The 26,029-nt window shown below is 68.0% G+C and carries 25 protein-coding genes and 1 tRNA gene; 13 read left to right on the forward strand and 13 right to left on the reverse strand.

The genetic code is table 11. The annotated features are described in order from the left end of the window. Positions 1 to 2 precede the first annotated feature (2 nt). Positions 3 to 647 (reverse strand): hypothetical protein, encoded by a 645-nt coding sequence (locus tag AC5P09_RS13530; RefSeq protein ID WP_493874110.1) that lies wholly within the window; start codon positions 645 to 647, stop codon positions 3 to 5. Positions 648 to 913: 266 nt separating this feature from the next. On the opposite strand from AC5P09_RS13530, the gene AC5P09_RS13535 reads away from it, so the two are divergent. From AC5P09_RS13535 to AC5P09_RS13550, 4 genes are all read left to right on the forward strand, one after another. Continuing rightward, complete coding sequence (locus AC5P09_RS13535; RefSeq protein WP_493874111.1) at positions 914 to 1,369, forward strand: hypothetical protein; 456 nt, start codon at positions 914 to 916, stop codon at positions 1,367 to 1,369. Between the two features lie 20 nt (positions 1,370 to 1,389). Continuing rightward, entirely contained in the window at positions 1,390 to 3,564 is a 2,175-nt protein-coding gene (locus AC5P09_RS13540) for a DUF6571 family protein (protein ID WP_493874112.1), read from the forward strand. 5 nt (positions 3,565 to 3,569) lie between these two features. Beyond that, positions 3,570 to 4,229 (forward strand): hypothetical protein, encoded by a 660-nt coding sequence (locus tag AC5P09_RS13545; protein ID WP_493874113.1) that lies wholly within the window; start codon positions 3,570 to 3,572, stop codon positions 4,227 to 4,229. A 511-nt stretch (positions 4,230 to 4,740) separates the two neighbouring features. Continuing rightward, positions 4,741 to 5,409 (forward strand): hypothetical protein, encoded by a 669-nt coding sequence (locus AC5P09_RS13550; RefSeq protein WP_493874114.1) that lies wholly within the window; start codon positions 4,741 to 4,743, stop codon positions 5,407 to 5,409. Between the two features lie 62 nt (positions 5,410 to 5,471). On the opposite strand, the gene AC5P09_RS13555 is transcribed toward AC5P09_RS13550, so the two are convergent. From AC5P09_RS13555 to AC5P09_RS13580, 6 genes are all read right to left on the reverse strand, one after another. Beyond that, positions 5,472 to 6,773: a YrhB domain-containing protein gene (locus AC5P09_RS13555; protein WP_493874115.1), complete on the reverse strand. Its 1,302-nt coding sequence runs from the start codon at positions 6,771 to 6,773 to the stop codon at positions 5,472 to 5,474. A 1-nt stretch (position 6,774) separates the two neighbouring features. Beyond that, positions 6,775 to 7,074: a YrhB domain-containing protein gene (locus AC5P09_RS13560; RefSeq protein ID WP_493874116.1), complete on the reverse strand. Its 300-nt coding sequence runs from the start codon at positions 7,072 to 7,074 to the stop codon at positions 6,775 to 6,777. Further along, positions 7,071 to 8,810 (reverse strand): putative T7SS-secreted protein, encoded by a 1,740-nt coding sequence (locus AC5P09_RS13565; protein ID WP_493874117.1) that lies wholly within the window; start codon positions 8,808 to 8,810, stop codon positions 7,071 to 7,073. The genes AC5P09_RS13560 and AC5P09_RS13565 overlap by 4 nt, the downstream gene beginning before the upstream one ends. Continuing rightward, on the reverse strand, positions 8,810 to 9,481 hold the full coding sequence (locus tag AC5P09_RS13570; RefSeq protein WP_493874118.1) for a hypothetical protein: 672 nt from the start codon (positions 9,479 to 9,481) through the stop codon (positions 8,810 to 8,812). Before AC5P09_RS13570 ends, AC5P09_RS13565 begins: the two co-directional genes overlap by 1 nt. Beyond that, entirely contained in the window at positions 9,478 to 9,993 is a 516-nt protein-coding gene (locus AC5P09_RS13575; RefSeq protein WP_493874119.1) for a hypothetical protein, read from the reverse strand. The genes AC5P09_RS13570 and AC5P09_RS13575 overlap by 4 nt, the downstream gene beginning before the upstream one ends. 237 nt (positions 9,994 to 10,230) lie before the next feature. Next, positions 10,231 to 10,989, reverse strand: coding sequence for a GntR family transcriptional regulator (locus AC5P09_RS13580; RefSeq protein ID WP_493874120.1), 759 nt, complete (start codon positions 10,987 to 10,989; stop codon positions 10,231 to 10,233). Between the two features lie 555 nt (positions 10,990 to 11,544). On the opposite strand from AC5P09_RS13580, the gene AC5P09_RS13585 reads away from it, so the two are divergent. From AC5P09_RS13585 to AC5P09_RS13605, 5 genes are all read left to right on the forward strand, one after another. Then, entirely contained in the window at positions 11,545 to 11,772 is a 228-nt protein-coding gene (locus tag AC5P09_RS13585; protein WP_493874121.1) for a hypothetical protein, read from the forward strand. Then, on the forward strand, positions 11,769 to 12,563 hold the full coding sequence (locus AC5P09_RS13590) for an ATP-binding protein (protein ID WP_493874122.1): 795 nt from the start codon (positions 11,769 to 11,771) through the stop codon (positions 12,561 to 12,563). The genes AC5P09_RS13585 and AC5P09_RS13590 overlap by 4 nt, the downstream gene beginning before the upstream one ends. 95 nt (positions 12,564 to 12,658) lie before the next feature. Next, complete coding sequence (locus AC5P09_RS13595) at positions 12,659 to 13,270, forward strand: Uma2 family endonuclease (protein ID WP_493874123.1); 612 nt, start codon at positions 12,659 to 12,661, stop codon at positions 13,268 to 13,270. 82 nt (positions 13,271 to 13,352) lie between these two features. Then, positions 13,353 to 13,967, forward strand: coding sequence for a Uma2 family endonuclease (locus AC5P09_RS13600; protein WP_493874124.1), 615 nt, complete (start codon positions 13,353 to 13,355; stop codon positions 13,965 to 13,967). Between the two features lie 135 nt (positions 13,968 to 14,102). Further along, positions 14,103 to 15,404, forward strand: a complete 1,302-nt coding sequence (locus AC5P09_RS13605) for a class I SAM-dependent methyltransferase (protein ID WP_493874125.1) — start codon at positions 14,103 to 14,105, stop codon at positions 15,402 to 15,404. Positions 15,405 to 15,509: 105 nt separating this feature from the next. Here the strand turns inward: AC5P09_RS13605 and AC5P09_RS13610 are convergent, their stop codons facing one another. Beyond that, positions 15,510 to 18,038, reverse strand: coding sequence for an ABC transporter permease (locus AC5P09_RS13610; RefSeq protein ID WP_493874126.1), 2,529 nt, complete (start codon positions 18,036 to 18,038; stop codon positions 15,510 to 15,512). Then, complete coding sequence (locus tag AC5P09_RS13615; protein ID WP_493874127.1) at positions 18,038 to 18,808, reverse strand: ABC transporter ATP-binding protein; 771 nt, start codon at positions 18,806 to 18,808, stop codon at positions 18,038 to 18,040. The genes AC5P09_RS13610 and AC5P09_RS13615 overlap by 1 nt, the downstream gene beginning before the upstream one ends. A gap of 392 nt (positions 18,809 to 19,200) precedes the next feature. Between AC5P09_RS13615 and AC5P09_RS13620 the strand changes: the two genes are divergently transcribed. The 3 genes from AC5P09_RS13620 to AC5P09_RS13630 all read left to right on the forward strand — a co-directional run bounded on the left by AC5P09_RS13620 (position 19,201) and on the right by AC5P09_RS13630 (position 21,659). Continuing rightward, positions 19,201 to 19,284, forward strand: a tRNA-Leu gene (locus AC5P09_RS13620). Positions 19,285 to 19,438: 154 nt separating this feature from the next. After that, the gene (locus AC5P09_RS13625; protein WP_493874128.1) at positions 19,439 to 20,614 is read left to right on the forward strand and encodes a 4-hydroxybenzoate 3-monooxygenase; all 1,176 of its coding nucleotides are present in this window, start codon (positions 19,439 to 19,441) and stop codon (positions 20,612 to 20,614) included. A gap of 148 nt (positions 20,615 to 20,762) precedes the next feature. After that, positions 20,763 to 21,659, forward strand: coding sequence for a Bax inhibitor-1/YccA family protein (locus AC5P09_RS13630; RefSeq protein WP_493874129.1), 897 nt, complete (start codon positions 20,763 to 20,765; stop codon positions 21,657 to 21,659). A gap of 92 nt (positions 21,660 to 21,751) precedes the next feature. Here AC5P09_RS13630 and AC5P09_RS13635 read toward each other — a convergent pair whose 3' ends face one another. After that, positions 21,752 to 21,982 (reverse strand): DUF4287 domain-containing protein, encoded by a 231-nt coding sequence (locus AC5P09_RS13635; protein WP_266438476.1) that lies wholly within the window; start codon positions 21,980 to 21,982, stop codon positions 21,752 to 21,754. Between the two features lie 245 nt (positions 21,983 to 22,227). Here AC5P09_RS13635 and AC5P09_RS13640 point away from each other — a divergent pair, with 245 nt between their 5' ends. Then, the gene (locus AC5P09_RS13640) at positions 22,228 to 22,509 is read left to right on the forward strand and encodes a hypothetical protein (RefSeq protein ID WP_307680097.1); all 282 of its coding nucleotides are present in this window, start codon (positions 22,228 to 22,230) and stop codon (positions 22,507 to 22,509) included. A 1-nt stretch (position 22,510) separates the two neighbouring features. Here AC5P09_RS13640 and AC5P09_RS13645 read toward each other — a convergent pair whose 3' ends face one another. The 3 genes from AC5P09_RS13645 to AC5P09_RS13655 form a co-directional block, all read right to left on the reverse strand. After that, positions 22,511 to 23,281: a hypothetical protein gene (locus tag AC5P09_RS13645; protein ID WP_266448402.1), complete on the reverse strand. Its 771-nt coding sequence runs from the start codon at positions 23,279 to 23,281 to the stop codon at positions 22,511 to 22,513. 281 nt (positions 23,282 to 23,562) lie between these two features. Next, positions 23,563 to 24,783, reverse strand: coding sequence for an acetyl-CoA C-acetyltransferase (locus AC5P09_RS13650; RefSeq protein WP_493874130.1), 1,221 nt, complete (start codon positions 24,781 to 24,783; stop codon positions 23,563 to 23,565). 158 nt (positions 24,784 to 24,941) lie between these two features. Next, positions 24,942 to 25,964 carry an SGNH/GDSL hydrolase family protein gene (locus tag AC5P09_RS13655; RefSeq protein ID WP_493874131.1) on the reverse strand — a complete coding sequence of 341 codons (1,023 nt, stop codon included), beginning with the start codon at positions 25,962 to 25,964 and terminating at the stop codon, positions 24,942 to 24,944. Positions 25,965 to 26,029: the final 65 nt, after the last annotated feature.

Consider the following 26,029-nt stretch of genomic DNA (forward strand, 5'->3'; position numbering starts at 1 on the left):
CCTCAGGACTCCAGCTTTGCCGAGGGCGTGTCCCCGTTCTGCGCTTGGCGGACTCGGTTGGTGAGCATGGTGGCGAGGTCCTTGAGGAGTTCTTCGTCGATGGGACCCGCACCGGACTCGCGGACGGTGAAAGCGGCGATGCAGGTGCCGTCTCTCACCTGTGCGTATGCCCCGACTTCGGTTCCCTTTTCATAGCCAACACCGCCCTGTACGCCGTCACGGCGGTCTCCCAAGGAGCCCAGGTCGATGTTCTTCGGTTCGGCTATTGATCGGGAGTACCAGCTCAGGTTCGCCCCGTACGCCGCCTTGGCTGCTGCCTCACTCTTGTAGGCAGTGGCCCAGAAAAGGACCCGCGTCCGGTCCGAACGCTCGTATGCGGAGGTACCCATGTAGCGGGCGTCTGTGCAGGTCTGTTTCGCGCCTCCCCCGCAGGCTGCTTCGGCGAGCTCGCTCGTCATCGACGTCATATGCGGCGCATTCTCGACTTTCCAGCCGGGCATGGCTTCCCCGTCGGGAGCAGCTGACTTGGTTTCCTGCGCGGTGAGTACGGAAACCCGGTCAGGGGGAGCCTCATCGCCGCATCCGGCCAGGGTGGCCAGAATCGTCGCAGTGATCGCGATGGTGGCGGGCAGTCCGTTCGGTCTCACGATGGGGCGCCTTTCCGAGAGGGGTATGCCCGTCAATCCGGTAGCCGCCGTTGATCAAGTGATCCGGCGCCCTCAGACCGTAGGAATGACAGTCGTGCGAGCGCAAGGTCATGCGGGCGGGGTAAGTGTGAAGTAATGATGCGCGTTGACGTTCGACTGCTCAGGCCGTCGCCGCCGTTGGTACGTTGAGGCTCGGGTAAGAAGCTCCGCGGTCCGTCACGATCGGGACTGCCGCGGCACGGGGATCACGGGAGGGCGCGGGGGTCATGGCCTGGGACGAGTGGGAGCAGCTCAAGTCCGACGCGGCGCAGCGGAGCTCTACGCAGATGCAGCTCAACCAGCTGCCTGCCGACGGGGACGGAGGCGGTGGCGGCTCCGCGGATTTGGTCGTCCATGACGACGAGTTGGGCAAGCTCGGGAACATGGCGTACGACCTGTTGGAGAGATTCCGCGTGGACGCGGACTTCGCGCGGCCGAGTACGTTCACGGCATCCATCGACCTCTTCAACGACGGCCTTGACATGGGCTCCGCCCTCACCGAGCTGCATGACGCGTGGAACACCCAGCAGCAGACGCTGAATGAGGCCTGCGCCCACATCTCCAACCATCTGGACTTCACCCGTGCCCAGCACGCGAAGGACGACGTACACGTGGAGACCGGCATGCGGAACGCGACGGGCGACCTGATGACGGTCTCGCGCATCAACGGGTACTTCAAGTAGCGGCAACGGGGCTGACGAAGATGGCGACGGACACGCTCACCGCGCAGGAACTCACGGACCTGCGCCTGGGCACGCTGAGCACCGCGGTATCCGACTGGAAGACCATGGTCGGCAGACTGGAACGGCTGGCCACCGGCGGCAACGGCGAGGTCAGCGCGACGGATCTGGAGAAGAAGGCCAACGCCGCGAACTGGAAGGGCGTCAACGCCACGGTCTCGCGGCAGTTCGTCACCAAGACCGCCGCGCAGTTCACGGACGCGGCCGACCAGGCCAAGAGTGTCCTGGCGATTCTGCGCGATGCGCACTCCGCCTTCACGAAGCACAAGGGAGACCTGCGCACCGCCACCGACGAGCTGGCGAAGAGCAACATCTACGTCAACGGGAACGGGAATGTCGTCGCCTCCGTCCCGCCCGGCGCAGTTGCCGGGAGCGCCGACATCCACAAGCCCACGGACGCGGAACTCGACGCCGCCCAGAGCAGGATCACCAAAATCCTCTGGGAGGCGACCGAGACCGACCGCATCGCTGCCCGCGCCCTGCGCCAACTCGCCAAGAACAAGTACGACTTCACCGACCAGGGCCCGGACAGCCTGAGGGACGCCGACCGCGACCAGGGGAAGGCGGACGCCGACTACTGGCGCAAGGAGATCGCCAAGGGGGACGTCTCCGAGTGGAGCGAGGAGAAACTGGCCCGCTTCAACGAGACCCTCGAGAACCAGCGCGACAACCCCGGCTTCACCGAGACCTTCGCCACCGGCCTTGGCGCGGACGGCACTCTCCAGTTCTGGCGCGACCTCGCCGCCCCGCCCGGCGGCGCGGTCGAGGGCGACCGGGCCAAGCTGATGGGACACGTGCAGGACAACCTGAGCATGGCCCTCGCCAACGCCTCCCACAGCAACAGCCCGGAAATGGAGGCGTGGAAGAAGGACGTGATCGCGTCCGGCACCAAGATCTTCCCCGTCGACCCCGCCATGCCCATGGGCCCGAACGGCTTCCAGGTGATGAGCAGCCTGATGGGCAAGGGGAAGTTCGACGACGACTTCCTGCACGACTACGGCGACGCGGTGCTGAAGTACGAGCGCGAGTACCCGGGCGACCCCGGCGTCGCCTGGCGCGACACGACCGACCTCACCTACCCGCCCACCGGCAACGCCAACGACCCGGTCGCCGGCTTCATGGAGGCCCTCGGCCACAATCCCGAAGCCTCCCTCGAATTCTTCAACGACTCGACGACGGCAGGCGGGAAGGCGCTCGACAACTGGGACTATCTGGTCGCCAAGGGCGACGACGCGCGCGAGTGGCCGCTGGGTGAGGACGGCAAGCCGATCGGACACGACGCACTCGGGCATGCGCTGGAGTCGGCGACGATCGGGGTTCCGTACGACTCCGACGCCACGCCGCCGACGCACTCGGCGGGCAGCGCGGAACTCGTCAACAGGATCGTCGGAGAGTTCGGAAAGAATCCCGACCAACTCGACGACTCGCCGATGAGCGACAGCCTCGGAAATATCACTGCCGAATACATGCGTGATGTCCAGGACGGGCTGAACGGTGGGCGAGACATAAAGACATTTGGTAGCAATGCGAACCTTGTTGACCTCGATCCGGCGGTGCTGAAGGACTTCTTGGGAACGGTTGGGAAGGACCCCGACGCGTATGGCGCGATCATCAATGCCCAGCAGGCTGTCACTACTGAACTCATCAATGAGACGTTCCAAGACAGGGACAAGTATGAGGAAGTGTCGCCCGAGGTGACCAACCGGGTCGGTCCTGGGGCAGAAATTGCCGGAATCATGGCTGAATCGCGCACGCAGGCCGTCTACGATGACGAGATCGCCAAGGATGAGGAGTTCAATGAAAGCCTGGCGACCACAGATAAATGGGCGGGGCGTGCCATCGATATGGGATTGAGTAGGTTCCCTGTAGCCGGTGAGCTCGCGTCTCCTATCATCGAGGATATTCGCGAAGCAGTTGTGAAACATTACACGCAGGATTCCAGCGAAGAGGCCGGGCAGGACCGAGACGCGTTCTTGGAGGGTCAACGTTCCAGGTCGGCGGACGCCGTGTACGACGCCACTTACACAGCCGCCATCCAGGCCGGGTACGACGAGACCAATGCGGCGAGCAAGGCTGATACTGCGGCTGGGCAGGTCCGGGACAGTTACGGCCAGGGTCGGCAGAGGGCAGCAGGGTAGGGGAAATGCAGCAGACCACCACACCAGTGCCCGAGCGTCGGCATGCACGCAAGGCCAAGGTATGGGGCATCGTCGCCGGTGTGACTGTGCTCGCGCTGGCTGGAGTCACCGTATGGCAGATCTGGCCGGGCGAGGAGTCTGTCGTCTCCGTGCCTTCGAAAGTCTGCCAGGATTCCGTGCCGAGTGCGTCTTTGAAATCCCTTCTGCCGGAGACGGGGGAATCTTTCAAGGAGGAACGCTCCTACAACTTTTCCTCCAGTCGTTCCGGAGAGGCGGATGGACCCACCGCAGGCGATTGTGAAGTCTCTGGTGGAGGAAAGTCCCTGACGATCAACTATCGTCGGCTTCAAAGCCCTGATCTGACGTTCGACGAGGTCAGGAGAACTGCGGCGGAGTCCGGTAGTACGCCGATCACCCTCGGGTCGGCCCAGGGGTACATTCGAGGTGCACGTACAGAGCTCTTTGTGAGCTGTCCTTTCGCCGCAGGGCGTGCTGATCTCCTTGAGATCGAGATCGGTGCCAGCGGTTTCTCTGATGAGACAGCCAGCGATACGAAGCAGGACCTTGCTGGATTCGCGGCCGACACCGCTCGGGTCGTGGCCCAGGAATTGGTGGGTTGTGAAAGTGCGGACGACCTCCCGGCCGGGGCGCCGAAACTTGGCTGAGGTGGAAGACCCCTACAACAACGACCAGCAAGCCATCGAAGGAATTCAGAAGGCAAAACAGGACTGAAAAACAGCACAACGCAATGACCCCGCTTTTGAACTACGCGGAAGAGCGCGACATGACCCCGAGCCAGCCGAGTTCCTGGGCGGCGTCGGCAAGGCCCCCGAGGCGTACGGGTCCGTCCTCAACGCACAGCAGGCCGTCAGCACCGAGCTGATCAACGAGGCGTGCCGGGTCTCACTCGGCTCCGAGATCGCCGGGATCACGGCGGAGGCGCGGGCGCAGTCCGTGTGCGACGATCCGCCGCTGATCGAGGACATCCGCAAGGCGGTCCCGGAGTCGTCATGCAGCGCGCACGGACCGCCGATGCCGCGTACGACGCCACGGACACGGCCGCCACTCACGCGGGGGTCGACGACCGGAACCCCAGGAGCCAGGCCATCGGCGTGATGGAGACGGCCAAGGACACCTACGGTCAGGGCCAGCAGGCTGCGGTGACAGGACGAGGACATGACGAAAACAGCCCTGGCGACGACGGCCCGCCCCGCGGGCGGCGGACCTTGGAAGGTCCCCGCCGCCGTGGTGGCCGTACTACTGGTCCTGGCCGGCGCCGGTGTCTGGCTGCTGTGGCCAGACGAAGACGTTGCCGTGGCGGTGCCCGGGAAGGTGTGCGAGAAGTCGCTGCCGGGCGGGGAGGTGAAGGGCCTTATGTCTGAGCACGGTGACAAGTTTCAGGGGAAGAACGCCTACAACTTCGCCTCCACCGGACACAGCCAAGACGCCATGCAGGACTGGGGACTTGGGCAGTGTCTGCTGACCGGAGGAGGGACGACCGTCGAGGTCGAGTACCGGCTGCTCCAAGGGGGCGACTACACGCGCGACGACGTCGAGCGCGATGCCAAAAAGTCCGGCACTACGCCACTCACGCTCGGGGACGCGGTGGGATATCTGAACGGCCCCGGCGCCCACCTCTTTGTCGACTGCCCGGTCCGTGCGGGCGGCAACGAGCTCCTGGAGGTCTCGGTCGGTGTGGGCGGCAACGGCGCGGACATGAAGGCCCCCGCCACGCGTGCGAGCGCGGTCGGCCTTGCCGCCGACACCGCTCGGCACGCCGCCCAGGACATTCGTCATTGCGCCGGTGCCGAGAGCCTGCCGGGCGACGCGCCGAGCATCGGATGAGTCAGGACCGTGGAAGGAGCCGCGTACTGACGGACGGGCAGGCCAGAACTAGTTGCTCGGCCTCAGCTGTAACGGATCACATGCAGACGGTGGACCCCTGCCATACCGAGAGATACGGGGGCGTCGGACGCACCGTCGAACAGCATCGGGCCGTTCGCGGTCTTGATGACGCTCACCAACCAGCCCACAGCCTCTCGCGCCCGGCCGTCCGTGCGGCGTACCCAGACCAGCGCACGTGCCCCGGTCGGCAGCGCCGACAGGGTGCCCAACGCGGTCTGCCAGTCCTGATGCTCTGAAACGGAGAGGACGAAGCCCAGCTCTGCGAGCGTGGGTTCGAACCAGAAGGCACGGCCGGGCGGGGGTGGAGCCGGGAGTTCCGCCGATCCGGGGTTCGCGCCTGCGTCCCAGCGGGCGAGCCAGGCCCAGGGGTCTGCATTCGGCAGGCCGAACGGCGCCGCTTCGTCTTTCGGTACGACGAGCGTTGCGTCGAGCATGGCGTCCTGCCAATGTCCATCGTGTAGGAACCGTTTGGTGTTGCAGGAGAAGACCCAGCCCCGCTGGGTCTCGTCCTGGGGTGTCGGCGCAGCCAGGTCGATTTGCCCGTGGTACGCGTCCTCGAGCCAGAGCCGGGCCTTGGTGACCGCGGACGCGAAGTCCTGAGCTTCACGCTCCCACGAATGCCGTCGGGACGCGTATGCCTCGGGCGATGACCGGAGGAGCACCAACTCGCGCACCAGGGCCGTGTCAGGCCTGGCGAGGGACGACGTCAGCCCGTCCAGCAGAACGACCTGGCCCTTGTTGTTGTGTGCGTAGAGCAGGTTGCCGGTCGCCTCGTGGCCGCCGATCTCACGGCGCACCCACACCACGCCACGCGTGTCCGGTCCCGACTCGGCGACGGCCTTGATCACGTCGTCCCAGCCGTCGACGGCGATGCGCGTGAACTCGTGGAAGTACCGGCGGTTCAGCCGGGCCCACCACCCGGGGGCCTCGTCGGAGGGGCGCCAGGGCAGTGGAACGGACGGGGAGCCGTTGATGGCGGAGTGTAGGGCGACCAGACAGCCCCGGGCGTTGATCCGGCGGGACTGGCCGTCGACCCGGTGGGCCGCCTCCTCGGACGGGGCCGGATCCAGGTCCGCGAGCGGGTTGCTCGGGGCCGGGTGGAACGGCACACCGCCGTCTTTTGGCACCACCACGGAGGCCGCCATCATCGGCGTGTTCGGGTAGCCGGGTTGTGGCACCGTCCGGCAGGCCATCAGCCAGGCGGCGGCCGTATCGTGCACAGGATGAGGCGCGGCCAGTTCGACAAGGCCACCGTAGGTGACGCTCAGCCACGCCGAAGCCCGTTGCTCGGGACTGCTCGACATCTCAACGGTCCTTCGGGGGCCAGTTGCCCATCGCGCACAGTTCCATGTACTCCGCCACGGGAAGGTGGGTCGGCGGGAAGTGTGCGGCTGCTCCAGTGTGCGGGACCACGATGACGGAGGTGAATGGGGCCGTCATGGGGTTGCCTGTCTCGATGTGCTCCTTGAAGTCGAAGCGCACCGTCCAGCCGTAAGTAAATTCGATGGCCATATCTGGGAGCATAACCACGGAATCGGCCCGGTCCGGATAGGCCGTGGTCTTCAGGAAATTGGCAGCAGCCGCCACGGCTTCGTTTTTTGTCATGGTTTAGGAACTCCATCGCGATATGGAATGTGCCCGATAGAGGAGACGTCTTTCTCGAGTCTTCCGAGAGTTCCGCTCTGGCCATCGAGAAACACGACACCGTGCTTTGTGTTCACGGCGTTGAAGACATGTGCCGAGCCGTCGGAGCGACTGATGTACACGACGCTTCTTGAGTCCTCCCCTCGCGTGGCGAGATTGTTGATGAGGTCGTCGTAGCTGTTCACCATATGATAGTGGCCCTTGGGTACATCCTTCAGGCCAAGCTGCTCCGGGGGGACATGGTCGGGCACCTGCTTGGGGGCGGCGCTGACCTCGATGCCGTCCAGTCTGCGGTTAACCGCGTCGACGTTGTGGCTGCAGTTCTGCGTGTATCCGGGCATCCCCGTGTTGTTGACGTCCTTGAGCCACGGGTATTGATCGTCCAGGAATTCCTGGGCCTTTTTCGGATCTATGGAGTCGTAGTGAATTGCCTTCTGTGAGACATCGTCGGTGGAACGCGCCAGATCGCTCCAGTCCTTCGCCCCGGCTTCGGCGGCCTCATCCCCGTACTTCACACCCTTGGACGCCAGGTTCGAGGCACCGGTCTCCACGCCTTCCTTGACCGCGAAGCGGACGCCGCTGCGGGCGAGCCCCGCGCCTTTGGTCCCAATCAGTTCGGGGATGAGGCGGCCGACGAACTCGGAGGGGTCCTTTTTGAAGCCGTCGACGGCGGCCTGGACGGCGCGTTCGGGGTGGGCGGCGGTGGAGACGAGGCCGGAGAGCGTCATGCTGACGTTCTGCAGGTACGCGGCGGGGTGGGTGAGGTTGTAGGGGTCCATGGGGTTGAGGCCGCGGACGAAGTTGAGCAGGCCCGCGGTGCCTTTGAAGGCGCCGCCGACGACATGGGTGAGTTCGGTGTTGACGGCCTGGTAGCCGTCGGTGAGGTTGTCGCCGAGCCGGTCGAGCGGTGGTGGTTCGGCGGGAGCGTGGGCGAGGGCGGTCTTGACCTTGGTTTGAGCGTAAGAGGCGGCGGTGTTGCGCTGTTTGCGGGCCTCGGCGAGTTTCTCGCGGGCGGCCCTGATGTCGTCCTTGCCGGGGTCGTGGAAGGGCTCAAGCTCGGGTCCGGGGTCCTGGTTCGCCTTGATCTTGGCGGTGTAGGTCTCGATGCGCGTCTCGTACGCCGCCACGGCCTGCTCGGAGGCCTTCTTGCCCTTCCGGTACAGCTCGATGGCGTCCCGGGCCTGGGCCTGTGCCCACTTGACGGTGTCGGCGTAGGACTCCAGTGCTCCTGCGGCCGTCTCGCAGGCGTCGGCCGCGTGCAGCCACTTCGTGGGATGCACGCCGAACTTTGCGCGGAAGGCGTCGCCGCCCTCGCCCTGCCAGCCGGAAGAGTCCACCTTCTTCATGCCTGAGCCGACCTTGTCGAAGGCGGCCTGGAAGTCCTTGAGGTGCTTGGTGCTCTCCCGGATCCTGCCGGGGTTGCCGTGGACGAGTTCGTTGGCCTGTTCGGTCTGGCCGAGTTGCTGTTCGCCGGGGGTGGCCCCGAGGTCGGAGGCGACGTCGTCGCCCCAGTCCTGCACCGTGTCGGCCGCGCCGTGCAGGCCGGCGTCGTCGAGCTTGTCGCCCACTTTGTCGGTGGCGTAGTCGACGCCCTCGCCGAGCTTCTTCTTGCCTTCATCGATGAGGTCCTCACCGATTTTCAGGCCTGAGTTGAGGCCGTCCTTGAGGCCGTCACCGATGTCACCGAAGACGCCCACTACTGCTCACTCCCACCCTGTGGCTGGGCGGCCGGGGCGGCCTGGGCGCGGGCTTCGGGCGAGGGTCCGAAGGTGTCGTCGAGCATGTGGTTGTACTCGGTGTCGGAGACACCGAAGGTGTCGTGCAGGTTCTCGGGGTTGAGGCCCATGGGGCCCACGGTGCTGGAGGTCATCACGTCGCGTCCGGCGTCCTTCCAGCCCTGGCCGCTGTTGGCCATGGCCTGGTCGAAGGACTCCTTGCTGTAGTCGACATCGCCGCCGTAGACGCCGGAGGTGGCGAGGTCGCCCCAGCCCATCTGGGTGACCTCGTCCTCTGAGGCGTACGGGTTGCCGATGGCGGCGTTGGTGACGACCTTGAGGGTGCCTTCGACGTACTGGTCGGTCTCGTAGTAGGTGCCGGCCGACAGATCGGTCTTGACAGCGAACGCGTTGCCTTCGTTGATGAGCGAGCGCACACCCCACTCCCAGCGCTCACAGAACGACGAGAACGTCTCGGTCAGCCCCTCGTGCCCCAACTCCAGCCCGGACAGGGCGAGGTCACCGAAGCCGCGGCCGGCCCCGGCCGTGCCGACCATGCCGAGTTCCTTCAGCTCGCCCAGCGCCTCGGTCAGACCCTTGGCGACCAGGTCCAGACCGACGGCCCTCAGGTCCTTGCCCCCGTCGGCGGTCATACGGCATCCTCCTGCTCACGGTCCACGGCCACCTCGTCGGGCACGACGCCCCGTACCGGCGGAAACACCATGCCATCCGGGCCGTCCGCGCAGTCCAGCGCCACCCCGCAGGGCACTCCGGCCGCGGGTACCGCCACGTCCAGCAGCCGTGCGCCGAGGACCGTCTGGTAGGTCCACTCACAGGCGTACTCGCCGCGCGCCTGGGCATAGCGGGCCAGCGCCTGCCCGTCGGAGAAGGCCAGGATGAACCGGATGCCCTTCAAGCCGGTGGTGAGCAGGCCCCGTTCACCGTCCGGACCGGGGGCGTCACCCAGCGGCACCAGCACCGCCGTATGCCGGAACTCATCCAGCAACTCGGCGAACTCCCGCCTGCGCGACTCGACTTCATTGTCCTCGGGTGCCGGCTCAGGTGTCGGCTCCTGAACGGGCTCCGGGGCCGGCACCTCCTCGGCCAGCTCCTGATGCTTGTGCGAAGACGCCGCCGACTCCGGCGCGGCAGGCCGGACGGTCATCTCCACATAGTCCCAAAGTCGTGACCTGGGAGTGCTGTTGTGCGGCGGCTCGCTCGTTCCGCCTCCGTGCTCAGGCATGGAGCTCATTATCGCGACCGCACACGGCGAGGGGCGGCTCACCCCCTGGCGCGCACCCAGGATGGCGCGCTGTCCACACGCAATCTGCACACGCCCAGCGCCTCAGGGGATCGCTGGCTCGCAGCTCTGCGTATCGACGCGATGCGAGAGCGCCGACACCTACGGCCCGTCGACACCGAACTCATAAGCCACTTCAAAGCGAACGTCCGGCACCACGATGTTCGCTGTCTCGACGGGCCTTCCATCAGTGGCGTAATAGATCCGCTCAATCTCCAGTACCAGGTCGCCCACGCTGATGCCCAGCAGATTCGCCTGGGCCTGGGTGGCCCGGGCGGGGCGCGGCAGTTCGACCGCGGTCTCGATCTCCACGCCGATGGAGCGCATGCGCTCCACGACTCCCATCCCGGCGAGGGGTCCCATCTCGGGTAGCACGATGGGTGTCCCGTCCGTGACGGCCATTGGTTCCCAGGACTCGGAGAGTTGGACGGGTTGACCGTCGGCCAGGAATTCGTAGCGCGTGGTCACACAGAGGTCCCCGGGGTTGATGGCCAGCCGTTCGGCGATGGCCTCCGGCGCAGGAACACGTGCCTGGCTGTGCGATTCCCAAGTGCCGGCCTTACCTTGCTCCTTCATGTCAGCGCCGAACGGGGACCCGCCTCGGCGTTCGCGATGCCTTGAACGGACCATCCGCATGCGCTCACGCGGTTTCCGGACGTACGTGCCGGAGCCGGCGCGTCCTTCGAGGAGTCCCTCGATGATCAACCGGTCCATGGCCCGCTGGGTGACATTGCGGCCGACGCCGTATTCCTCGGCGAGCTGCGCGCGGGACGGCAGACGTGTTCCGATTCCCCACTCTCCCGCGAGGATCCGAGCGCGCAGGGAGTCGGCGACTTCGAGGTAGGGCGCCTCTCGGGGCATGGGCGGCTCTCCGGTTCCTCTGCCGTAAGGCGGTGCTTCTTCCGACGACATTGGCAAGCTACTGCATCAGGTAGGAGCTACTGAAGTAGAAATACTCTCAGTGCTCGCCTCGTCACGGCTCATCTCGTCACGGGGGCTTCTTCGTGTGCTTCGCACAGTCTCAAGCGGTCGCGCTGGCCGCCGAACTCGCCGCTCTCACGGGGTGTGCGGTGTGCACCGAGGAGCTCATCGGCCGGATCCGCGTCAGAGCCGCACTTCCTGTGACGCTCACGGATGCCCGCCGCCGCTCACTGCTTGTGGCTCTCGCTCGTGCCGACCGATACGGCCATGACGTGACGGCGCAGGGCGCGCACGTCTGGGCGGAGATCGACGCCCGTACGACAAGTAGTGAACCCAACGGAGATTCTTTGAAAGGGAGTTGACCTCGTGTTTCGTGTAATCGCTCGGGTACGGGACCGCATCCGGGACTGCCTCACCCCACGAGGGAGGCATCGCAGGACACTTCCTGCCCGCAGCGGGATGTCGAGACGGCCTCCAGAGCCGTCCGCTACGGCGGTGACCCGCGCCGGGCTGCTCCGCACCTCGATCGCCCCCACCGTCCGCCCCTGGCACACCCCCATCGACGGCACCTCCACCCCCCTCGTCCGCCCCTACCTCACCGCACACGAACACGAGGAAAAGGCCCGCCTCCAGCGCCTGCGCCGGGACACGCTCTGGTGTGCCACGTACGGCGTGGATCTCGATGTCCGTGACATCCACGCCGTGCTGGGAGCTGCGTCATGAGCCAGGAAGCGGACCGTGTACGGCTCCTGCCCTGGACCGGTGCGCACGGGCAGCCCTGTCTCCTCCTCACGGACGGAGAGGGTGGGGTCGCCTCCCGGTTGGCCGACCGGATCGAGGGCATGCAACTCGGGCTCGCGCAGAGGCTTCTGGGGCGTGCGCGGGACGGGCTCTCGGCATCCGGGCCGAGTGGAGCCGACGAATTCGCCGGCCTGGCAGGTCAGTTGGCGGATGCGCTCCAGGACGTGCTGCTCATCGCCGTCTCTCGGGGCGGTCGCCTCCACGGGGATCGGTGGACACGAGAGGGCGGAGTGGCCTCCGCGCCGTTCTCGGAGACCGTCCTTCACGACGCTCTGGCGCACAGTCCGACCGACCCCCGGGGCTTCGGCCTGCTCACCCTCCCCGGCCGTGACCTGACCTCCGCCGGCGCCGCCCGGCGGTACGTGCGCGACACGGCCGGGGCGTGGGGGCTGCCACCCGAGACGACCGACGATCTGGAAACGATCACCGGAGAGCTGGTCGCCAACGCCCTGGAGCACACCGACAGCCGCACCATCACGGTCACCTGTGCCCTCACCGTTCGGACGGTCACGATCAGCGTCACCGACGAGGGCAAGGGGTACCCGCCTGCGCCGCCCCCGGGCACGGCAGGACTGCCGAACCCGGAGCAAGAGCACGGTCGCGGACTCCTGATCACCGAAGCCCTGGCCGACCGGTGGGGAACGCGACGGGCGGGCAGCGGGCTGACGGTCTGGGCCGACATCGCCCTCGTCCCCGTGGAGCCCGCCGGATGACCTTCACCGTCTCCTCCGAACCGGCGTCATCACCAGTTCGCCCTGCTCTCCGCGTGGACGGACCGTCGCCCCCATACTGGGAGGCGGGAGGACCCATGACCCAGCAGACCCTGTACCGGCGACTGCGCGAAGTGCGTGACCATTTCACTCCGCCGCCCGGCCTGACCTGGCCCGAGATCAGTGACGGGAAGATCGTCATGATGATGAGCCCGCGCCCGCGGCACCAGCTGACCGCGACGCGCGTACGTGACCAGCTCAGCCCGCAGCTCCCGGACGCACTGGGCGTGTTCGAGGCCACGGACACCGACGACGAGGCGCTGGGCAAGCTTCGAGTCCCCGATCTCCATGTCTGTGCGTACGAGGCCATGGAGACCGACGATCCTCTCGATCCCCGCGAGATCGCTCTGGCGATCGAGATCGTGTCCCCGTCCAATCCGGACAACGAGTACCGGGACAAGACTCGTGACTACCCCGCCATGGGCATCCCGCACTACCTGATCCTCGATCCCCGCGACGGCACCTGGACGTACCAGTGGGCGATCGGCCGCGCAGGCGGCCGACCCGCCTACGAGAACCGCCTGCACCTCCCGTACGGCAAGCCGGTCACCCTCGCCACCGACGTCGGCACCTGGACGATCGACACCACGGACCTGCCCCGCTACAGCGCGAAGGACATGGGCCTCGCCCCGGAACCCGAACAGCCGTGACGTCACTCTTTGTGATGACGATCACCGATTACGGCGGCTACCGTGGACCGGCAGGCCGAGAATCCCGCCCATGGGAGGAATCATGACCGCCGAGCCCCTTGCCGAGCCGACCGCCGAGCCCGGCTGCCGCTGGCCGGTGCCGCCCCGGGACGGATACACCGTGGACGACCTGTTCACGTTGCCCGACCTCCCGCCGCACACCGAGCTGATCGACGGGAGCCTGGTTTTCGTGAGTCCGCAGCGGGATTTCCACAGCACGATGATCGACCTTCTGGTGGCCGGTCTGCGCCGCACGGTCCCCAAGGAGATGAAGGTCCGCCGCGAGATGACCGTCGTCCTCGACCGCCGCAACGGCCCCGAGCCCGATATCTCGGTCGTCCGCGCCGAAGCGGTCACCAGCAGGGAGCAGACCCGCTTTCAGGCCGCCGACGTCCTGCTCGCCGTGGAAGTGGTCTCCCCCGACTCCGAAGCCCGCGACCGCGACACCAAGCCCCACAAGTACGCCGCCGCCGGCATCCCGCACTTCTGGCTGGTCGAGACGACCGGGGCGAGCCGGAGCCCCGTGGTCCGTGCGTACGAGCTCGATCCGGTGTCCAAGGTCTACGCCCTCACCGGCATCCACCGTGAGCTGCTCAAGGTCGACGTCCCCTACGACATCGACATCGACATCACCTCGGACGCCCTCGACGCGCTCTGACGGTCCGGCCCAAGGCCCATGGCCCGTACACACATTTTGCCCAGCCGTAACGCGAACGGGGGACTGCGGCCGAGCCCCGCAGGTGTTTACGTGGTGTTGGACATTCCGGGATCCCTCGTCACGGAGGTGCGCGCCATGGCAGACGCCGCGCTGCGGTTGAAGAGCCTCGTTGAACAGTTGCTGGGTGTACCGCTACCGGTGCGCATCCGCGCCTGGGACGGTTCGCAGGCGGGGCCGCCGGGCGCGCCGACACTCGTGGTGCGTAATCGGCGGGCTGTGCGGCGGTTGTTGTGGAAGCCCGGCGAGCTGGGCCTCGCCCGTGCCTGGGTGGCCGGGGACCTGGACATCGAGGGGGATCTCTACGCCGGCCTCGACCTGGTGTCGGGGCTCGTCTGGGAGCGCGACGAGGACGCCCGCAGCCTCGCCCAGGCCCTGCGCGACCCCGAGGTGCGGGCCGCCGTACGCGGACTCGTCGCCCTTGCCGGACACCCGCTGCCGCCCGCCCCGCCCCGCGAGGAGGTCCGCAGACCCCGCCGTCATCTGCACACCAAGCGCACCGACAAGCGGGCCATCAGTCATCACTACGACGTCGGGAACGATTTCTACGAGATCGTCCTCGGGCCGAGCATGGTGTACTCCTGCGCCTACTGGCAGGCCCCGGAGTCCGAGGGCGGCACCCTCGAAGGCGCCCAGCGCGACAAGCTCGAACTCATCTCCCGCAAGCTCGGCCTGAGCCCCGGCCGGCGCCTCCTCGACGTCGGCTGCGGCTGGGGCTCCATGGCCATCCACGCCGCCCGCGAGCACGGCGTGAGCGTCGTCGGGATCACCCTCTCCCAGGAGCAGGCCGCGTACGCCCGTAAGCGCGTCGCCGACGAGGGACTCACCGACCGGGTCGAGATCCGCGTACAGGACTACCGGGATGTGGCCGACGGGCCCTACGACGCGATCTCCTCCGTCGGGATGGCCGAACATGTCGGCTCCGAGCGGTACTTGGAGTACGCCGAGGTGCTCTGCCGGCTTCTCAAGCCCGGTGGGCGGCTGCTCAACCATCAGATCGCCCGGCGGCCCCACCGGGACGAATCGGCGTACAACGTCGACGACTTCATCGACTCCTATGTGTTTCCGGACGGGGAGCTCGCCCCCGTCGGTACCACCGTCACCCAGCTCGAACGCGCCGGGTTCGAGGTGCGGGACGTCGAGTCTATCCGCGAGCACTACGCCCTCACGCTGCGCCGCTGGGTCACGAACCTGGAGGGGGAGTGGGCGCGTGCGGTGCGGCTCGCCGGTGCCGGGCGGGCCCGGGTCTGGCGGCTGTACATGGCCGCCTCCGCGCTCGCCTTCGAGCACAACCGAATCGGCGTGAACCAGGTCCTGGCGATCCGGACCCCCGAGTCCGGCGACTCGGGGATGCCTCTACGGTCCCGTACCTGGAACTGAAGCAGACAAACAAGCAGACAAACAAGCAGACAAACAAGCAGACAAACAAGCAGACCAACAAGAGGGGCCCGTCGCCACCGGCGACGGGCCCCGACTGCCGTACCGCTACTCCGACTTGATCGCCGCCAGCATGTTCAGCCGTCCCGCCCGCCGGGCCGGCCACAGCGCCGCCAGGACGCCCACCGTCGCCGCCAGGAGCAGGAAGACCGCCATTCGGGCCCACGGCAGGACGAGTTCGTACGTCGCCAGGCTCGAGCCGAGGAGTTCGCCGGCCGCCCAGCCGAAGAACACGCCCAGGCCGATGCCCAGGACTCCGCCGAAGAGGCAGATGACCAGGGACTCCAGGCGGACCATCCGCTTGATGCCCCTGCGGTCCAGGCCGATCGCGCGGAGCATGCCGATCTCCTGGGAGCGTTCGAAGACCGACATGGCCAGGGTGTTGATGACACCGAGGACCGCGACGAGGACGGCCATGGCCAGCAGGCCGTAGAGCATGTTCAGCATCAGCGTGAACATCTGCGCGATCTCGTCGGAGAGGTCCTTCTTGTCCTGGACCTTGATGGCCGGGTTGGAGCCGAGGGCCTTCTCCAGCTGGTCCTTCGTCGCGCCGGACGTGCCGTCGGACGTCTTGACCATGACCTGCATGTCGGCGGGGTCCGACTGGTGCGGGGAGAGCGTGGCGTTGTCCAGGATGATGCCCTGGATCATCTCGTTGCCCTCGTAGACCCCGGCGACCTTCAGTTCCTGCTTCTTGCCGTCCTCGTAGGAGACGGTGAAGCTCGAACCGGCCTTCCAGCCGTGGGACGTGGCCGTCTTGTCGTCCACGACGACCTGCGTGCCGCCCACCTTGAAGGCGCCGCTGTCGACCTTGAGGTCGGTCAGCTCGCCGATGGTGCTGCCCGTGACGCCGGTGAGGTACTCGGTCTCGCCGTCGATGCGGGAAGGCGCGTTGCGCAGCGGGCTGGTGGCCGTGACGTCGTCGATCCGGCCCAGCTTCTTCTCGACGTCCGGCGACAGCTCGTTGCCGTTCGCCATGGACACCACGTAGTCGGCCTTGATCGCGGACGCCGCCATCTTGTCGATCGACTTCTGCAGGCTGCCCGCCATCACCGTCATGCCGGTGATCAGGGTGAGGCCGATCATCAGTGCGGAGGCCGTGGCGGCCGTACGGCGTGGGTTGCGCACCGAGTTCTGGCGGGCCAGCTTGCCCGAGACGCCGAACACGCGCAGGACCGGTGCCGCGGCCGCGATCAGCGGGCGGGACAACAGCGGGGTCAGGATGAAGACGCCGATGATCAGGAGGACCGCGCCGAGGCCCATCGGGGCCTGGCCGTCCGAGCCGGACATCGTCGTCGCCGCGAGGACGACCGCGATGCCCGCGCCCGAGAAGAGCGCGCCCAGCGTGTTGCGCAGCACCAGTGACTTGGTGGTCGCCGCGGCGTACAGGCTGCTCATCGCCGCCACCGGCGGGATCTTCGCGGCCCGGCGGCCCGGCAGCCAGGCCGCCAGCATGGTGACGAGGACGCCGACCGCGAGGGCCGCCCCGACCGTGCCGGGCGTGATGATCAGCGGTCCGTCCGGGACGGTCGCGTCGAGCGAGCCCATCAGCGACCGCAGCCCCGCCCCGATGCCGATACCGGCGGCGAGACCGGTCACCGCGGCGACCACGCCCACCACGAACGCCTCGATGAGGACCGAGCGGGTGACCTGCCGGCGTGAGGCACCGACGGCCCGCAGCAGGGCCAGCTCCTTGGTGCGCTGGGCGACCAGCATGGTGAAGGTGTTGGCGATGATGAACGTACCGACGAACAGCGCGATACCCGCGAAGACCAGCAGGCCCTGCTTGAGGCCGGACATCGAGGAGGAGATCATCTCCGCCTGGTCGTCGGCCAGTTGCCGGCCGGTCGTCGTCTCGACGAGGTTCTTCGGCAGCGCCTTGTCCAGTTCGGCCTTCAGCGCGGTCTGGCTGACGCCCGCCTTCGCCCGCACGTCGATCTGGTCGTACGTGCCCGTCTTGCCGAACAGCCGCTGGGCCGTGGCCGTGTCGAAGAGGGCGAGGCTGCCGCCGGCGGCGACATTGCCGTCGTCGGTGGTGAAGATGCCGGTGATCTTCGGGTCGAGCACCGGGCCGTCCACCGAGAGCCGTACGGTGTCGCCGACCTCGTACCCGGCGCGCTTCGCGGTCTCCGAGTCGATCAGGACCTCGCCCGCACCGCTCGGCGCATGCCCGTTGACCAGCGGGTACCGGGTGTCCTTGGTGCCCCAGTAGTTCCCGCCCCGGGACTGGAAGCCGCCGCCGATCAGCTTGCCGTCCTTGTCGGCGATGGCGGTGAAGCCGTTGACCACGCCGATGGCGGAGGCGGCACCCGGCACCTTCGTGCTCTCGTCGAGCAGCGGCTGCGTCAGCTCGGCCGTCTTGCCGACGGTGTCGCCCTCGCTGTCCTGGTGCTCGGGTTCCACGGCCACGTCGACCTGGTCGAAGCCCTTGGCCGAACTCTTCTGGTAGGCCTCGGAGATGGTGTTGGTGAAGACCAGGGTGCCCGACACGAAGGCCACGCCGAGCATCACGGCGAGCACGGTCATGAGCAGTCTGGCCTTGTGCGCGAACACGTTGCGCAGGGCGGTACGGAACATCAGCTGGTACGGCCCTTCGCGTCGAACTGCTTCATGAAGTCGAGGACGGACTCGGCCGTGGGCCCGTACACCTCGTCGACGATCCGCCCGTCCGCCAGGAACACCACACGGTCCGCGTACGCCGCCGCCACCGGGTCGTGGGTCACCATCACCACGGTCTGCCCGAGCTCCCGTACGGAGTTGCGCAGGAAGCCCAGCACCTCGGCGCCGGAGCGCGAGTCGAGGTTTCCGGTCGGCTCGTCGCCGAAGATGATGTCGGGCCTGGAGGCCAGGGCGCGGGCCACGGCGACGCGCTGCTGCTGGCCGCCGGACAGCTGGGAGGGACGGTGGCTGAGCCGGTCGGCGAGGCCGACCATCGCGATCACCGAGTCCAGCCACTGCTTGTCCGGCTTGCGGCCCGCGATGTCCATCGGCAGCGTGATGTTCTCCAGGGCTGTCAGGGTCGGCAGCAGGTTGAACGCCTGGAAGATGAAGCCGATCTTGTCCCGGCGCAGCTTGGTCAGCTGCTTGTCCTTCAGGGACCCCAGCTCGGTCTCGCCGATGCGCACCGAACCCGAGGAGAAGGTGTCCAGACCGGCCACGCAGTGCATCAGCGTGGACTTGCCGGACCCCGAGGGACCCATGATCGCGGTGAACTCGGCCTGCCGGAAGTCGACGGAGACCCGGTCGAGGGCGACCACCTGGGTCTCGCCCTGTCCGTAGATCTTCGACAGATCCGTGGCACGCGCGGCCACGGCGGTGGCCCGGCCGGCGATGGATGCGGTGGTCACGAGAAGGCACTCCCCAAGAACGATGGGTTGGTCGGAGGGACGACATCCATCGTCCGGCCCGCGAGCCGCCGTGTAGTCAGCCGCTGCTCCGGTTCGTTGGGGGGACTCGGGTCGGACCACACTCCGCGGTGTCATACCTGGGGATGACCGTGGTCCCTGACCGGTGTTGTGCAGAGAACAGGTGGAGCCCCCTCGTTCGGGCGGTGAAATTCCGTCATTCCGCATGCGCCGTCGAGGGTCACGCGCAAGGCTATTGGCAAGTGCGGATGGCCTGTTCCGGGTGCTGATGCTCCCTCAGACATCAATAAAATAAGACAACATCGGTCCGCCCGGCCGATGTTCGGGGGATGTATCCCGATAGGCTCGGAACCTCGATGCGGAGCCCATGGCCTGCCCGGATGGTGGAATGCAGACACGGCGAGCTTAAACCTCGCTGCCCCTTCGCGGGCGTGCCGGTTCAAGTCCGGCTCCGGGCACTTCGGGAACCTGCACCCTCCATTGAAGAGTTCACCGCACGACCGTTGACAGCGGGCGCGTGCGGTCGGAAACTCATGTCTGAAAGTGAGTGAAATAAACTTCACCACGCGAACACGCGAGCACGCGACGACGCGGAAACACGGAGGCTGGTCGATGCGCACCACCGTCGGCATCATCGGAGCGGGCCCCGCCGGCCTCCTCCTCGCCCGGCTGCTCCACAACGCCGGCATCGACTCGGTCGTCCTGGAGAGCCGCGACCGCGCCTACGTCGAGCACCGGCAGCGGGCCGGAATCCTGGAGCAGGGCACGGTGGACGTCCTGCGCGCGGCCGGCGCCGGGGAGCGCATGGACCGCGAGGGCCTGCGCCACGACGGCATAGAGCTGCGGTACGCCAAGAAGCGCCACCGCGTCGACTTCCCCACCCTCACCGGCGGCCGGTCGGTGATGGTCTACGCCCAGACCGAGGTCTGCAAGGACCTCATCGCCCTCCAGCTCAAGGAGGGCGGCCCGCTGCTCTTCGAGGCGGAAGCGCTGGCCGTCGAGGGCGCCGACACCGACAGCCCGCGCGTCCGCTTCCGGCACGAGGGGATCGAGGACGTCCTGGAGTGCGACTACGTCGTCGGCTGCGACGGCTTCTGGGGCGTGGCCCGCAAGGCGGTCCCCGCCGCGCTGTCCCGGACCTTCGAACGGACGTACCCCTTCGGCTGGCTCGGCATCCTCGCCGACGTCCCGCCCTCCCACGACGAGCTGGTCTACGCCCACCACGACCGCGGGTTCGCCCTCCTGTCCATGCGCACCCCGTCCGTCTCCCGCCTCTACCTCCAGGTGCCCGAGGGCACCGACGCCGAGGCGTGGCGCGACGAGGACATCTGGGCGGAGCTGGAGCGCCGCTTCGAGACCGCCGACGGCTGGCGCCTTCAGCGCGGCCCGATCACCCAGAAGTCGGTCACCCCGATGCGCTCCTACGTCCACGAGCCGATGCGGCACGGCCGCCTGTTCCTGGCCGGCGACGCGGCCCACATCGTGCCGCCCACGGGAGCCAAGGGCCTCAACCTGGCCGTCGGGGACGTCGTCACCTTCGCGAGGGCACTGACGTACGAGAAGGAGACCGGCTCGGCCGAGCTGCTCGACGCCTACTCCGCGACCTGCCTCGGCCGGGTCTGGCAGGCCGAGCGGTTCTCCTACGACATGACGACTCTCCTGCACCGATCCCCCGACGCCACCGCCTTCGAGGACCGCCTCCAGCTGGCCCGGCTGGAACGGCTCGCGTCCTCCCGGGCCGCCGAGACCGACCTGGCCGAGGGGTACACGGGGTTTCCGTTCGGGTGAGGCCGCCGTGGCCGGGAATCAGCGGGCCGCGTAGCGTGTTGCGCACCACGACGAGGGAAAGATCCTCCCCAAGCACTAGGGTCATTCCTTTGCCTACCTATTACTCTTGAGCCAAGGCCCACACACACGGTGGCCATGGAGGAGTGAAATGAGGAGCAGCAACCCGGTCTTCTCGCGACGGGGGTTCAGCCGCGACAACGGCTACGCGGGCTTCAACACCGCGCCGCAGGCCGGGAGCGCAGCTGTGGGTACGCAGGGCAACCCGTACGCGCAGCCGCAGGCCGGCAACCCGTACGCGCAGAACCCCTACGCACAGCAAGGCCTTCAGCAGGGCGCACCGCCGCAGGCCCCGGTCACCACCCGGGGCATGACGATCGACGACGTCGTCCTGCGCACCGGCACCACGCTCGGCGTCCTGATCGTCACGGCCGCGCTCGCCTGGGCACTGCTGCCCATCGACGACGCGAACATCAGCCGTTCGTACGGCATCGGTATCGGCGCCGCGCTGATCGGCATGGTCCTGGCGTTCGTCCAGGCCTTCAAGCGCAAGGCCTCGCCCGCGCTGATCCTGGCGTACGCCGCGTTCGAGGGCGTCTTCCTCGGCGTCCTGTCCAACATCGTCGACAACCGCATCGCCGACGGTGCGGCCATGCAGGCCGTGATCGGCACCATGGCGGTCTTCGCCGGTGTGCTGGTGGCGTACAAGGCAGGCTGGATCCGCGTCAACCGCCGGTTCTACGGCTTTGTGATGGCGGCCGCGCTCGGCTTCATCCTGCTGATGATGGTGAACCTGCTGTTCGCCGTCTTCGGCGGCGGTGACGGCCTCGGCTTCCGCAGCGGCCCGCTCGGCGTGATCTTCGGCGTCGTCGGCATCCTGCTCGGCGCCTGCTTCCTCGCCCTGGACTTCAAGCAGGTCGAGGACGGCATCGCCTACGGCGCTCCGCGCGAGGAGGCGTGGCTGGCGGCCTTCGGGCTGACGCTGACGCTGGTGTGGATCTACATGGAGTTCCTGAGGATCATCGCGATCCTCAACAGCAGCGACTAGCGCGTGCAGCGGTAATCGCGTGCAGCGGTAGTCGCGAGTAGCGGCGAAAGGGCCCCGGGTTTCGTCCCGGGGCCCTTTGTCGTGGTGCGCGTCTAGGCGAAGTTGCGCGCGGCCCTCCTCAGGTCGTACTCGTGAACGATGGCCTTCGCGTGGCCGTACGCGAGGTTGTGTTCGTGCCGGAGCCAGCTGACCTTCTCCTCGAAGCGGAAGAGGGAGGGGCCTTCTTCGACGGTGCGGAGCCAGTCGGACACTTCACGACCGGTGCAGTGGGGGATGCGGGCGAGCATGTTGCGGTGGGTCTCCTCGGAGAGGACGTGGGACATCGGCGCCTCCGGACGCAAAGGGGATGTAAGCCGGTCCTTCAGGTCACCGTGCCTGAGCGTTCGCCCGTTGGCAACAGTCCCGGTGGGGCGCGTAGGGCCTTTTCGGGCGGATCGGGCCGACGGGCAAGCAGCGGAGAGCTGTCCGGCGCGGCAGATGTGCGTGCCGGACCCCGCGTGGCTGGCATGATCCGCCGGGGAGGCCCTACGCTCGCGGCGTGGTGGATACGACGCGTCTGTGCCGTGCGGTGGATCACTTCGCCGATCGTCTTCGGGCCGCTCCGCAGAGCCGGTTGCAGCGGGGCGCTGCCGCCGAGGCTCTCGGGCTGGCCAGGGAGTTCGCCCGATGGGCGCAGGAGGTGGAGGCGCCCGGGGCCGAGCCTCGGGAGATGCCGGACGCGGGGATGTTCGCTGCCGCCGACCAGATCACCGTCGCCGTGCACGACTTGGCCCTCGTACTCACGGACGAGGGCCAGGTCGATGATGCTGTGCGGCTGGTGGAGGAGGCGCAGAAGCGGGCGGGCGTCTGAGCTAGAGGGACGCTATGACGCGGTCGGCCAGGATGTAGACGTTCTCCTCGCCGCACGCGAACGTCAGCGTGTACGCGCCCGAGATGCCCGAGCCGCCCAGCAGCGTCGGTGTCTCGCCGGCGTGCAGGGCCGAGGCCAGGCGTTCCGCTGTCTCGCGGTGGCCCGGGGTCATGCACAGGGTGGTGCCGTCGGCGAAGACGTAGACGTCGAGGGTGCCCAGTGGGCCGGGGCGGACGTCGGCCAGTTCGACCTGGGACGCCGCCAGCTCCTCCAGCGTGGCCACCGTGCGCTCGTGGTCGTTCACGACCGGTGACGAGACCGGGACGAAGTCCGGGTGGGAGGGGTGGCGGCGGCGGGCCGCGGCCAGTTCCGCGGACTCCTCGGCGTCGGTGCCGTGCTCGGCGACCGGCTCCAGGGGCTCCAGACCGACGAAATCGGCCTGCCGGGGCAGGAACAGCTCGCTGTCGGGCAGGCCCAGCAGCGAGGGCGCGTCAGAGGCGTCACGGGCCTCCTGTGCGGCCCAGAAGGCCCGCGCCTCGGCGAGCTCGCGCTCACGTTCCTCGGCGAGGGCCTCGGCCACGGCGGCGCGTATCTCGTCGACGTCGGCGGAGTGGCGGGCGGCCGGCACACGACCCCGCGCGGCGGCGGCGTTGCCCTTGGCGAGCTCGGTGTGCAGGGCGGCCACCTGCCGGCGCAGCACCATGAGGGTGCGCAGGACGGCGACGCCCACGGCGCCCGTGGCGGCCGTGGTGACCAACAAGGCGATCGGCATGGCGCTCACTGACGTACTCCCGGTTCAAAGTCGACCCCCGACTTCCTACATCAGCTTGAAGGGCGGACTATCCAGCTGTCAGTGCGTAACGTCACGAAACGGACAGGACTTTGGATCCGGGGGTTGTTAGTGAAGTGGTGCTGACCTGCGCGAATCCCTTTCCGAGGGAGATAGGTCACATCCTGGGTGAGATTGGATCACAAATCGGCCCAGAACCTGGGGATTCCACGGTTCTGGGCCGACCTGTGACGCTCTGTTCCAGTGTGGCTACAGGGAGTTGGTCAGCTCAGGCGCTCGATGACCATCGCCATGCCCTGGCCGCCGCCGACGCACATCGTCTCCAGGCCGAACTGCTTGTCGTGGAACTGGAGGGAGTTGATGAGCGTGCCGGTGATGCGGGCGCCGGTCATGCCGAAGGGGTGGCCCACCGCGATGGCACCGCCGTTGACGTTCAGCTTGTCGACGTCGATGCCGAGCTCGCGGTAGGAGGGGATCACCTGGGCGGCGAACGCCTCGTTGATCTCGACCAGGTCGATGTCGGCGATGCCCAGGCCCGCGCGGCGCAGCGCCTGCTGGGACGCCTCGACCGGGCCGAGGCCCATGATCTCGGGGGACAGACCGGAGACGCCGGTCGACACGATGCGGGCGAGCGGGGTCAGGCCGAGCTCACGGGCCTTGGTGTCACTCATGATGACCAGCGCGGCGGCGCCGTCGTTCAGCGGGCAGCAGTTGGCGGCGGTGACCATGCCGTCGGGGCGGAAGACCGGCTTGAGGCCCTGGACGCCCTCCAGGGTGACGCCGGCGCGCGGGCCGTCGTCCTTGGCGACGACCGAGCCGTCGGGGAGGGTCACCGGGGTGATCTCGCGCTCCCAGAAGCCGTTCTTGAGGGCTTCCTCGGCGAGGTTCTGGGAGCGGACGCCGAACTCGTCCATGTCCTGGCGGGTGACGCCCTTGACGCGGGCGAGGTTCTCGGCGGTCTGGCCCATCGCGATGTAGGCGTCCGGCACGAGACCGTCCTCGCGGGGGTCGTGCCAGGTGGTGCCCTCCTGCTCCGCGACGGCGGCGGTGCGGGCCTCGGCCTCGGCGAAGAAGGGGTTGTGCGTGTCCGGGAGGCTGTCGGAGTTGCCCTTGACGAAGCGGGAGACCATCTCGACACCGGCCGAGATGAAGACGTCGCCCTCGCCGGCCTTGATGGCGTGCAGGGCCATGCGGCTCGTCTGGAGCGAGGAGGAGCAGTAACGGGTGACCGTGCAGCCGGGGAGGTGGTCCATCCCCATCTGTACGGCGACGATCCGGCCGAGGTTGTTGCCCTGCTCGCCGCCGGGCAGACCACAGCCGAGCATCAGGTCGTCGATGTCCCGCGGGTCAAGCTCGGGGACCTTGGCCAGGGCCGCCTGGATGATCGTGGCGGTCAGGTCGTCCGGGCGCAGGTCCTTCAGAGAGCCCTTGAAAGCGCGGCCGATGGGAGAGCGGGCGGTCGAGACGATCACGGCTTCGGGCATGACGGCTCCAGTCAAGAAGGGGCGGCGCGCAGCGCCTCGTTGAGGGGCGGTGGTCGGGCGACGGGTGGGCATACGGGGGCGTGCAGGGCTGTGTGGGAAGTTACCCGCACGTATGGCCAGGGTCACGCTTCGCGCGGTGTGACCCTGGCCGCAATTTACTAAGCGCTTGCTTGGGTCTCCGGTTCGACGGCCGCCACCCGCCGCCGACGACGCCGCTTGAGCAGTGCCCACGGCCCCTTGGGCCCCGTCGACATCGCCGCCGTGACCTCCGTACCGGCCTCGGACGCGGCCTCCGCCGCGGCTCGTGCCACCGGCAGGAAGCCCTCGCGGCGCGAGGCGTCCGGACGCTCCTCCTCGGCCGGCCACAGGCCCAGCGCGGCGCACACCGTCGGCAGGACGGCCATCGCCGCGGTGGCGTAGCCCTCCGCCGAGGGGTGGTAGTTGTCCGGGCCGAACAGTTCGCGCGGGTTCGCCGCGAACTCGGGGCCCAGTAGATCGCCCAGCGAGACCGTACGGCCGCCCTGCTCGACGGCGCCGATCGTCTGGGCGGCCGCCAGCTGCCGCGAGGCCCGGCGGGCCAGCCAGCGCAGCGGCTGCTGCACGGGCGCGACCGAGCCCAGGTCGGGGCAGGTGCCGACCACGACCTCCGCGCCGGCCGTGCGCAACCGTCGTACCGCCGCCGCCAGATGACGTACCGAGCGGGTCGGCGGCATCCGGGTGGTCACGTCGTTCGCGCCGATCATGATCACGCAGATGTCGGGGACCGGGGCCGGGTCCGCCAGGACCAGCGCCACCTGGCGGTCCAGGTCGTCGGAGGTCGCCCCGGGGAGGGCGACGTTACGCAGGACCACCGGGCGTTCCGCCACCGCCGCCAGCCCCGACGCCAGCAGCGCGCCCGGCGTCTGGCCGCTGCGGCGGACGCCCTGGCCCGCGGCCGTGGAGTCCCCCAGCATCACCAGCCGCAGCGGCGGTTCGCCGGGGGTGGTGTAGCCACTGCCGTACCGGCCCTCCGCCTGCGGGACGTGCGGCGACGTCCCGTTGCCCACCTGGCGCTTGGCGAGCTGGACCTCCGCCAGCAGCAGACCCATGGCCGCCGCGCCGACCAGACCGATCCCACCGCCGCCGTACGCGGCTCCGGCCGCGATCCGCCGGGCCACCCTCGCCCTCGACATCCTCGTCATGCGTCGCCGCCACCTCCTCGTGTCCGTACATCCACTCCTTGCCCCGTACGGACCGTCGCCCAATC

Source organism: Streptomyces sp. a15 (assembly GCF_059026085.1).

Coding starts and splice junctions, on each gene's coding strand:
- AC5P09_RS13590 (WP_493874122.1), top strand. CDS start 11,769: ATGAGCCAGGAAGCGGACCGTGTACGGCTCCTGCCCTGGACCGGTGCG.
- AC5P09_RS13635 (WP_266438476.1), bottom strand. CDS start 21,982: ATGTCCCACGTCCTCTCCGAGGAGACCCACCGCAACATGCTCGCCCGC.
- AC5P09_RS13570 (WP_493874118.1), bottom strand. CDS start 9,481: ATGACCGCCGACGGGGGCAAGGACCTGAGGGCCGTCGGTCTGGACCTG.
- AC5P09_RS13650 (WP_493874130.1), bottom strand. CDS start 24,783: ATGCCCGAAGCCGTGATCGTCTCGACCGCCCGCTCTCCCATCGGCCGC.
- AC5P09_RS13625 (WP_493874128.1), top strand. CDS start 19,439: ATGCGCACCACCGTCGGCATCATCGGAGCGGGCCCCGCCGGCCTCCTC.
- AC5P09_RS13605 (WP_493874125.1), top strand. CDS start 14,103: ATGGCAGACGCCGCGCTGCGGTTGAAGAGCCTCGTTGAACAGTTGCTG.
- AC5P09_RS13595 (WP_493874123.1), top strand. CDS start 12,659: ATGACCCAGCAGACCCTGTACCGGCGACTGCGCGAAGTGCGTGACCAT.
- AC5P09_RS13560 (WP_493874116.1), bottom strand. CDS start 7,074: ATGACAAAAAACGAAGCCGTGGCGGCTGCTGCCAATTTCCTGAAGACC.
- AC5P09_RS13575 (WP_493874119.1), bottom strand. CDS start 9,993: ATGACCGTCCGGCCTGCCGCGCCGGAGTCGGCGGCGTCTTCGCACAAG.
- AC5P09_RS13535 (WP_493874111.1), top strand. CDS start 914: ATGGCCTGGGACGAGTGGGAGCAGCTCAAGTCCGACGCGGCGCAGCGG.
- AC5P09_RS13630 (WP_493874129.1), top strand. CDS start 20,763: ATGAGGAGCAGCAACCCGGTCTTCTCGCGACGGGGGTTCAGCCGCGAC.
- AC5P09_RS13550 (WP_493874114.1), top strand. CDS start 4,741: ATGACGAAAACAGCCCTGGCGACGACGGCCCGCCCCGCGGGCGGCGGA.
- AC5P09_RS13645 (WP_266448402.1), bottom strand. CDS start 23,281: ATGCCGATCGCCTTGTTGGTCACCACGGCCGCCACGGGCGCCGTGGGC.
- AC5P09_RS13655 (WP_493874131.1), bottom strand. CDS start 25,964: ATGACGAGGATGTCGAGGGCGAGGGTGGCCCGGCGGATCGCGGCCGGA.
- AC5P09_RS13540 (WP_493874112.1), top strand. CDS start 1,390: ATGGCGACGGACACGCTCACCGCGCAGGAACTCACGGACCTGCGCCTG.
- AC5P09_RS13600 (WP_493874124.1), top strand. CDS start 13,353: ATGACCGCCGAGCCCCTTGCCGAGCCGACCGCCGAGCCCGGCTGCCGC.
- AC5P09_RS13545 (WP_493874113.1), top strand. CDS start 3,570: ATGCAGCAGACCACCACACCAGTGCCCGAGCGTCGGCATGCACGCAAG.
- AC5P09_RS13555 (WP_493874115.1), bottom strand. CDS start 6,773: ATGTCGAGCAGTCCCGAGCAACGGGCTTCGGCGTGGCTGAGCGTCACC.
- AC5P09_RS13580 (WP_493874120.1), bottom strand. CDS start 10,989: ATGCCCCGAGAGGCGCCCTACCTCGAAGTCGCCGACTCCCTGCGCGCT.
- AC5P09_RS13610 (WP_493874126.1), bottom strand. CDS start 18,038: ATGTTCCGTACCGCCCTGCGCAACGTGTTCGCGCACAAGGCCAGACTG.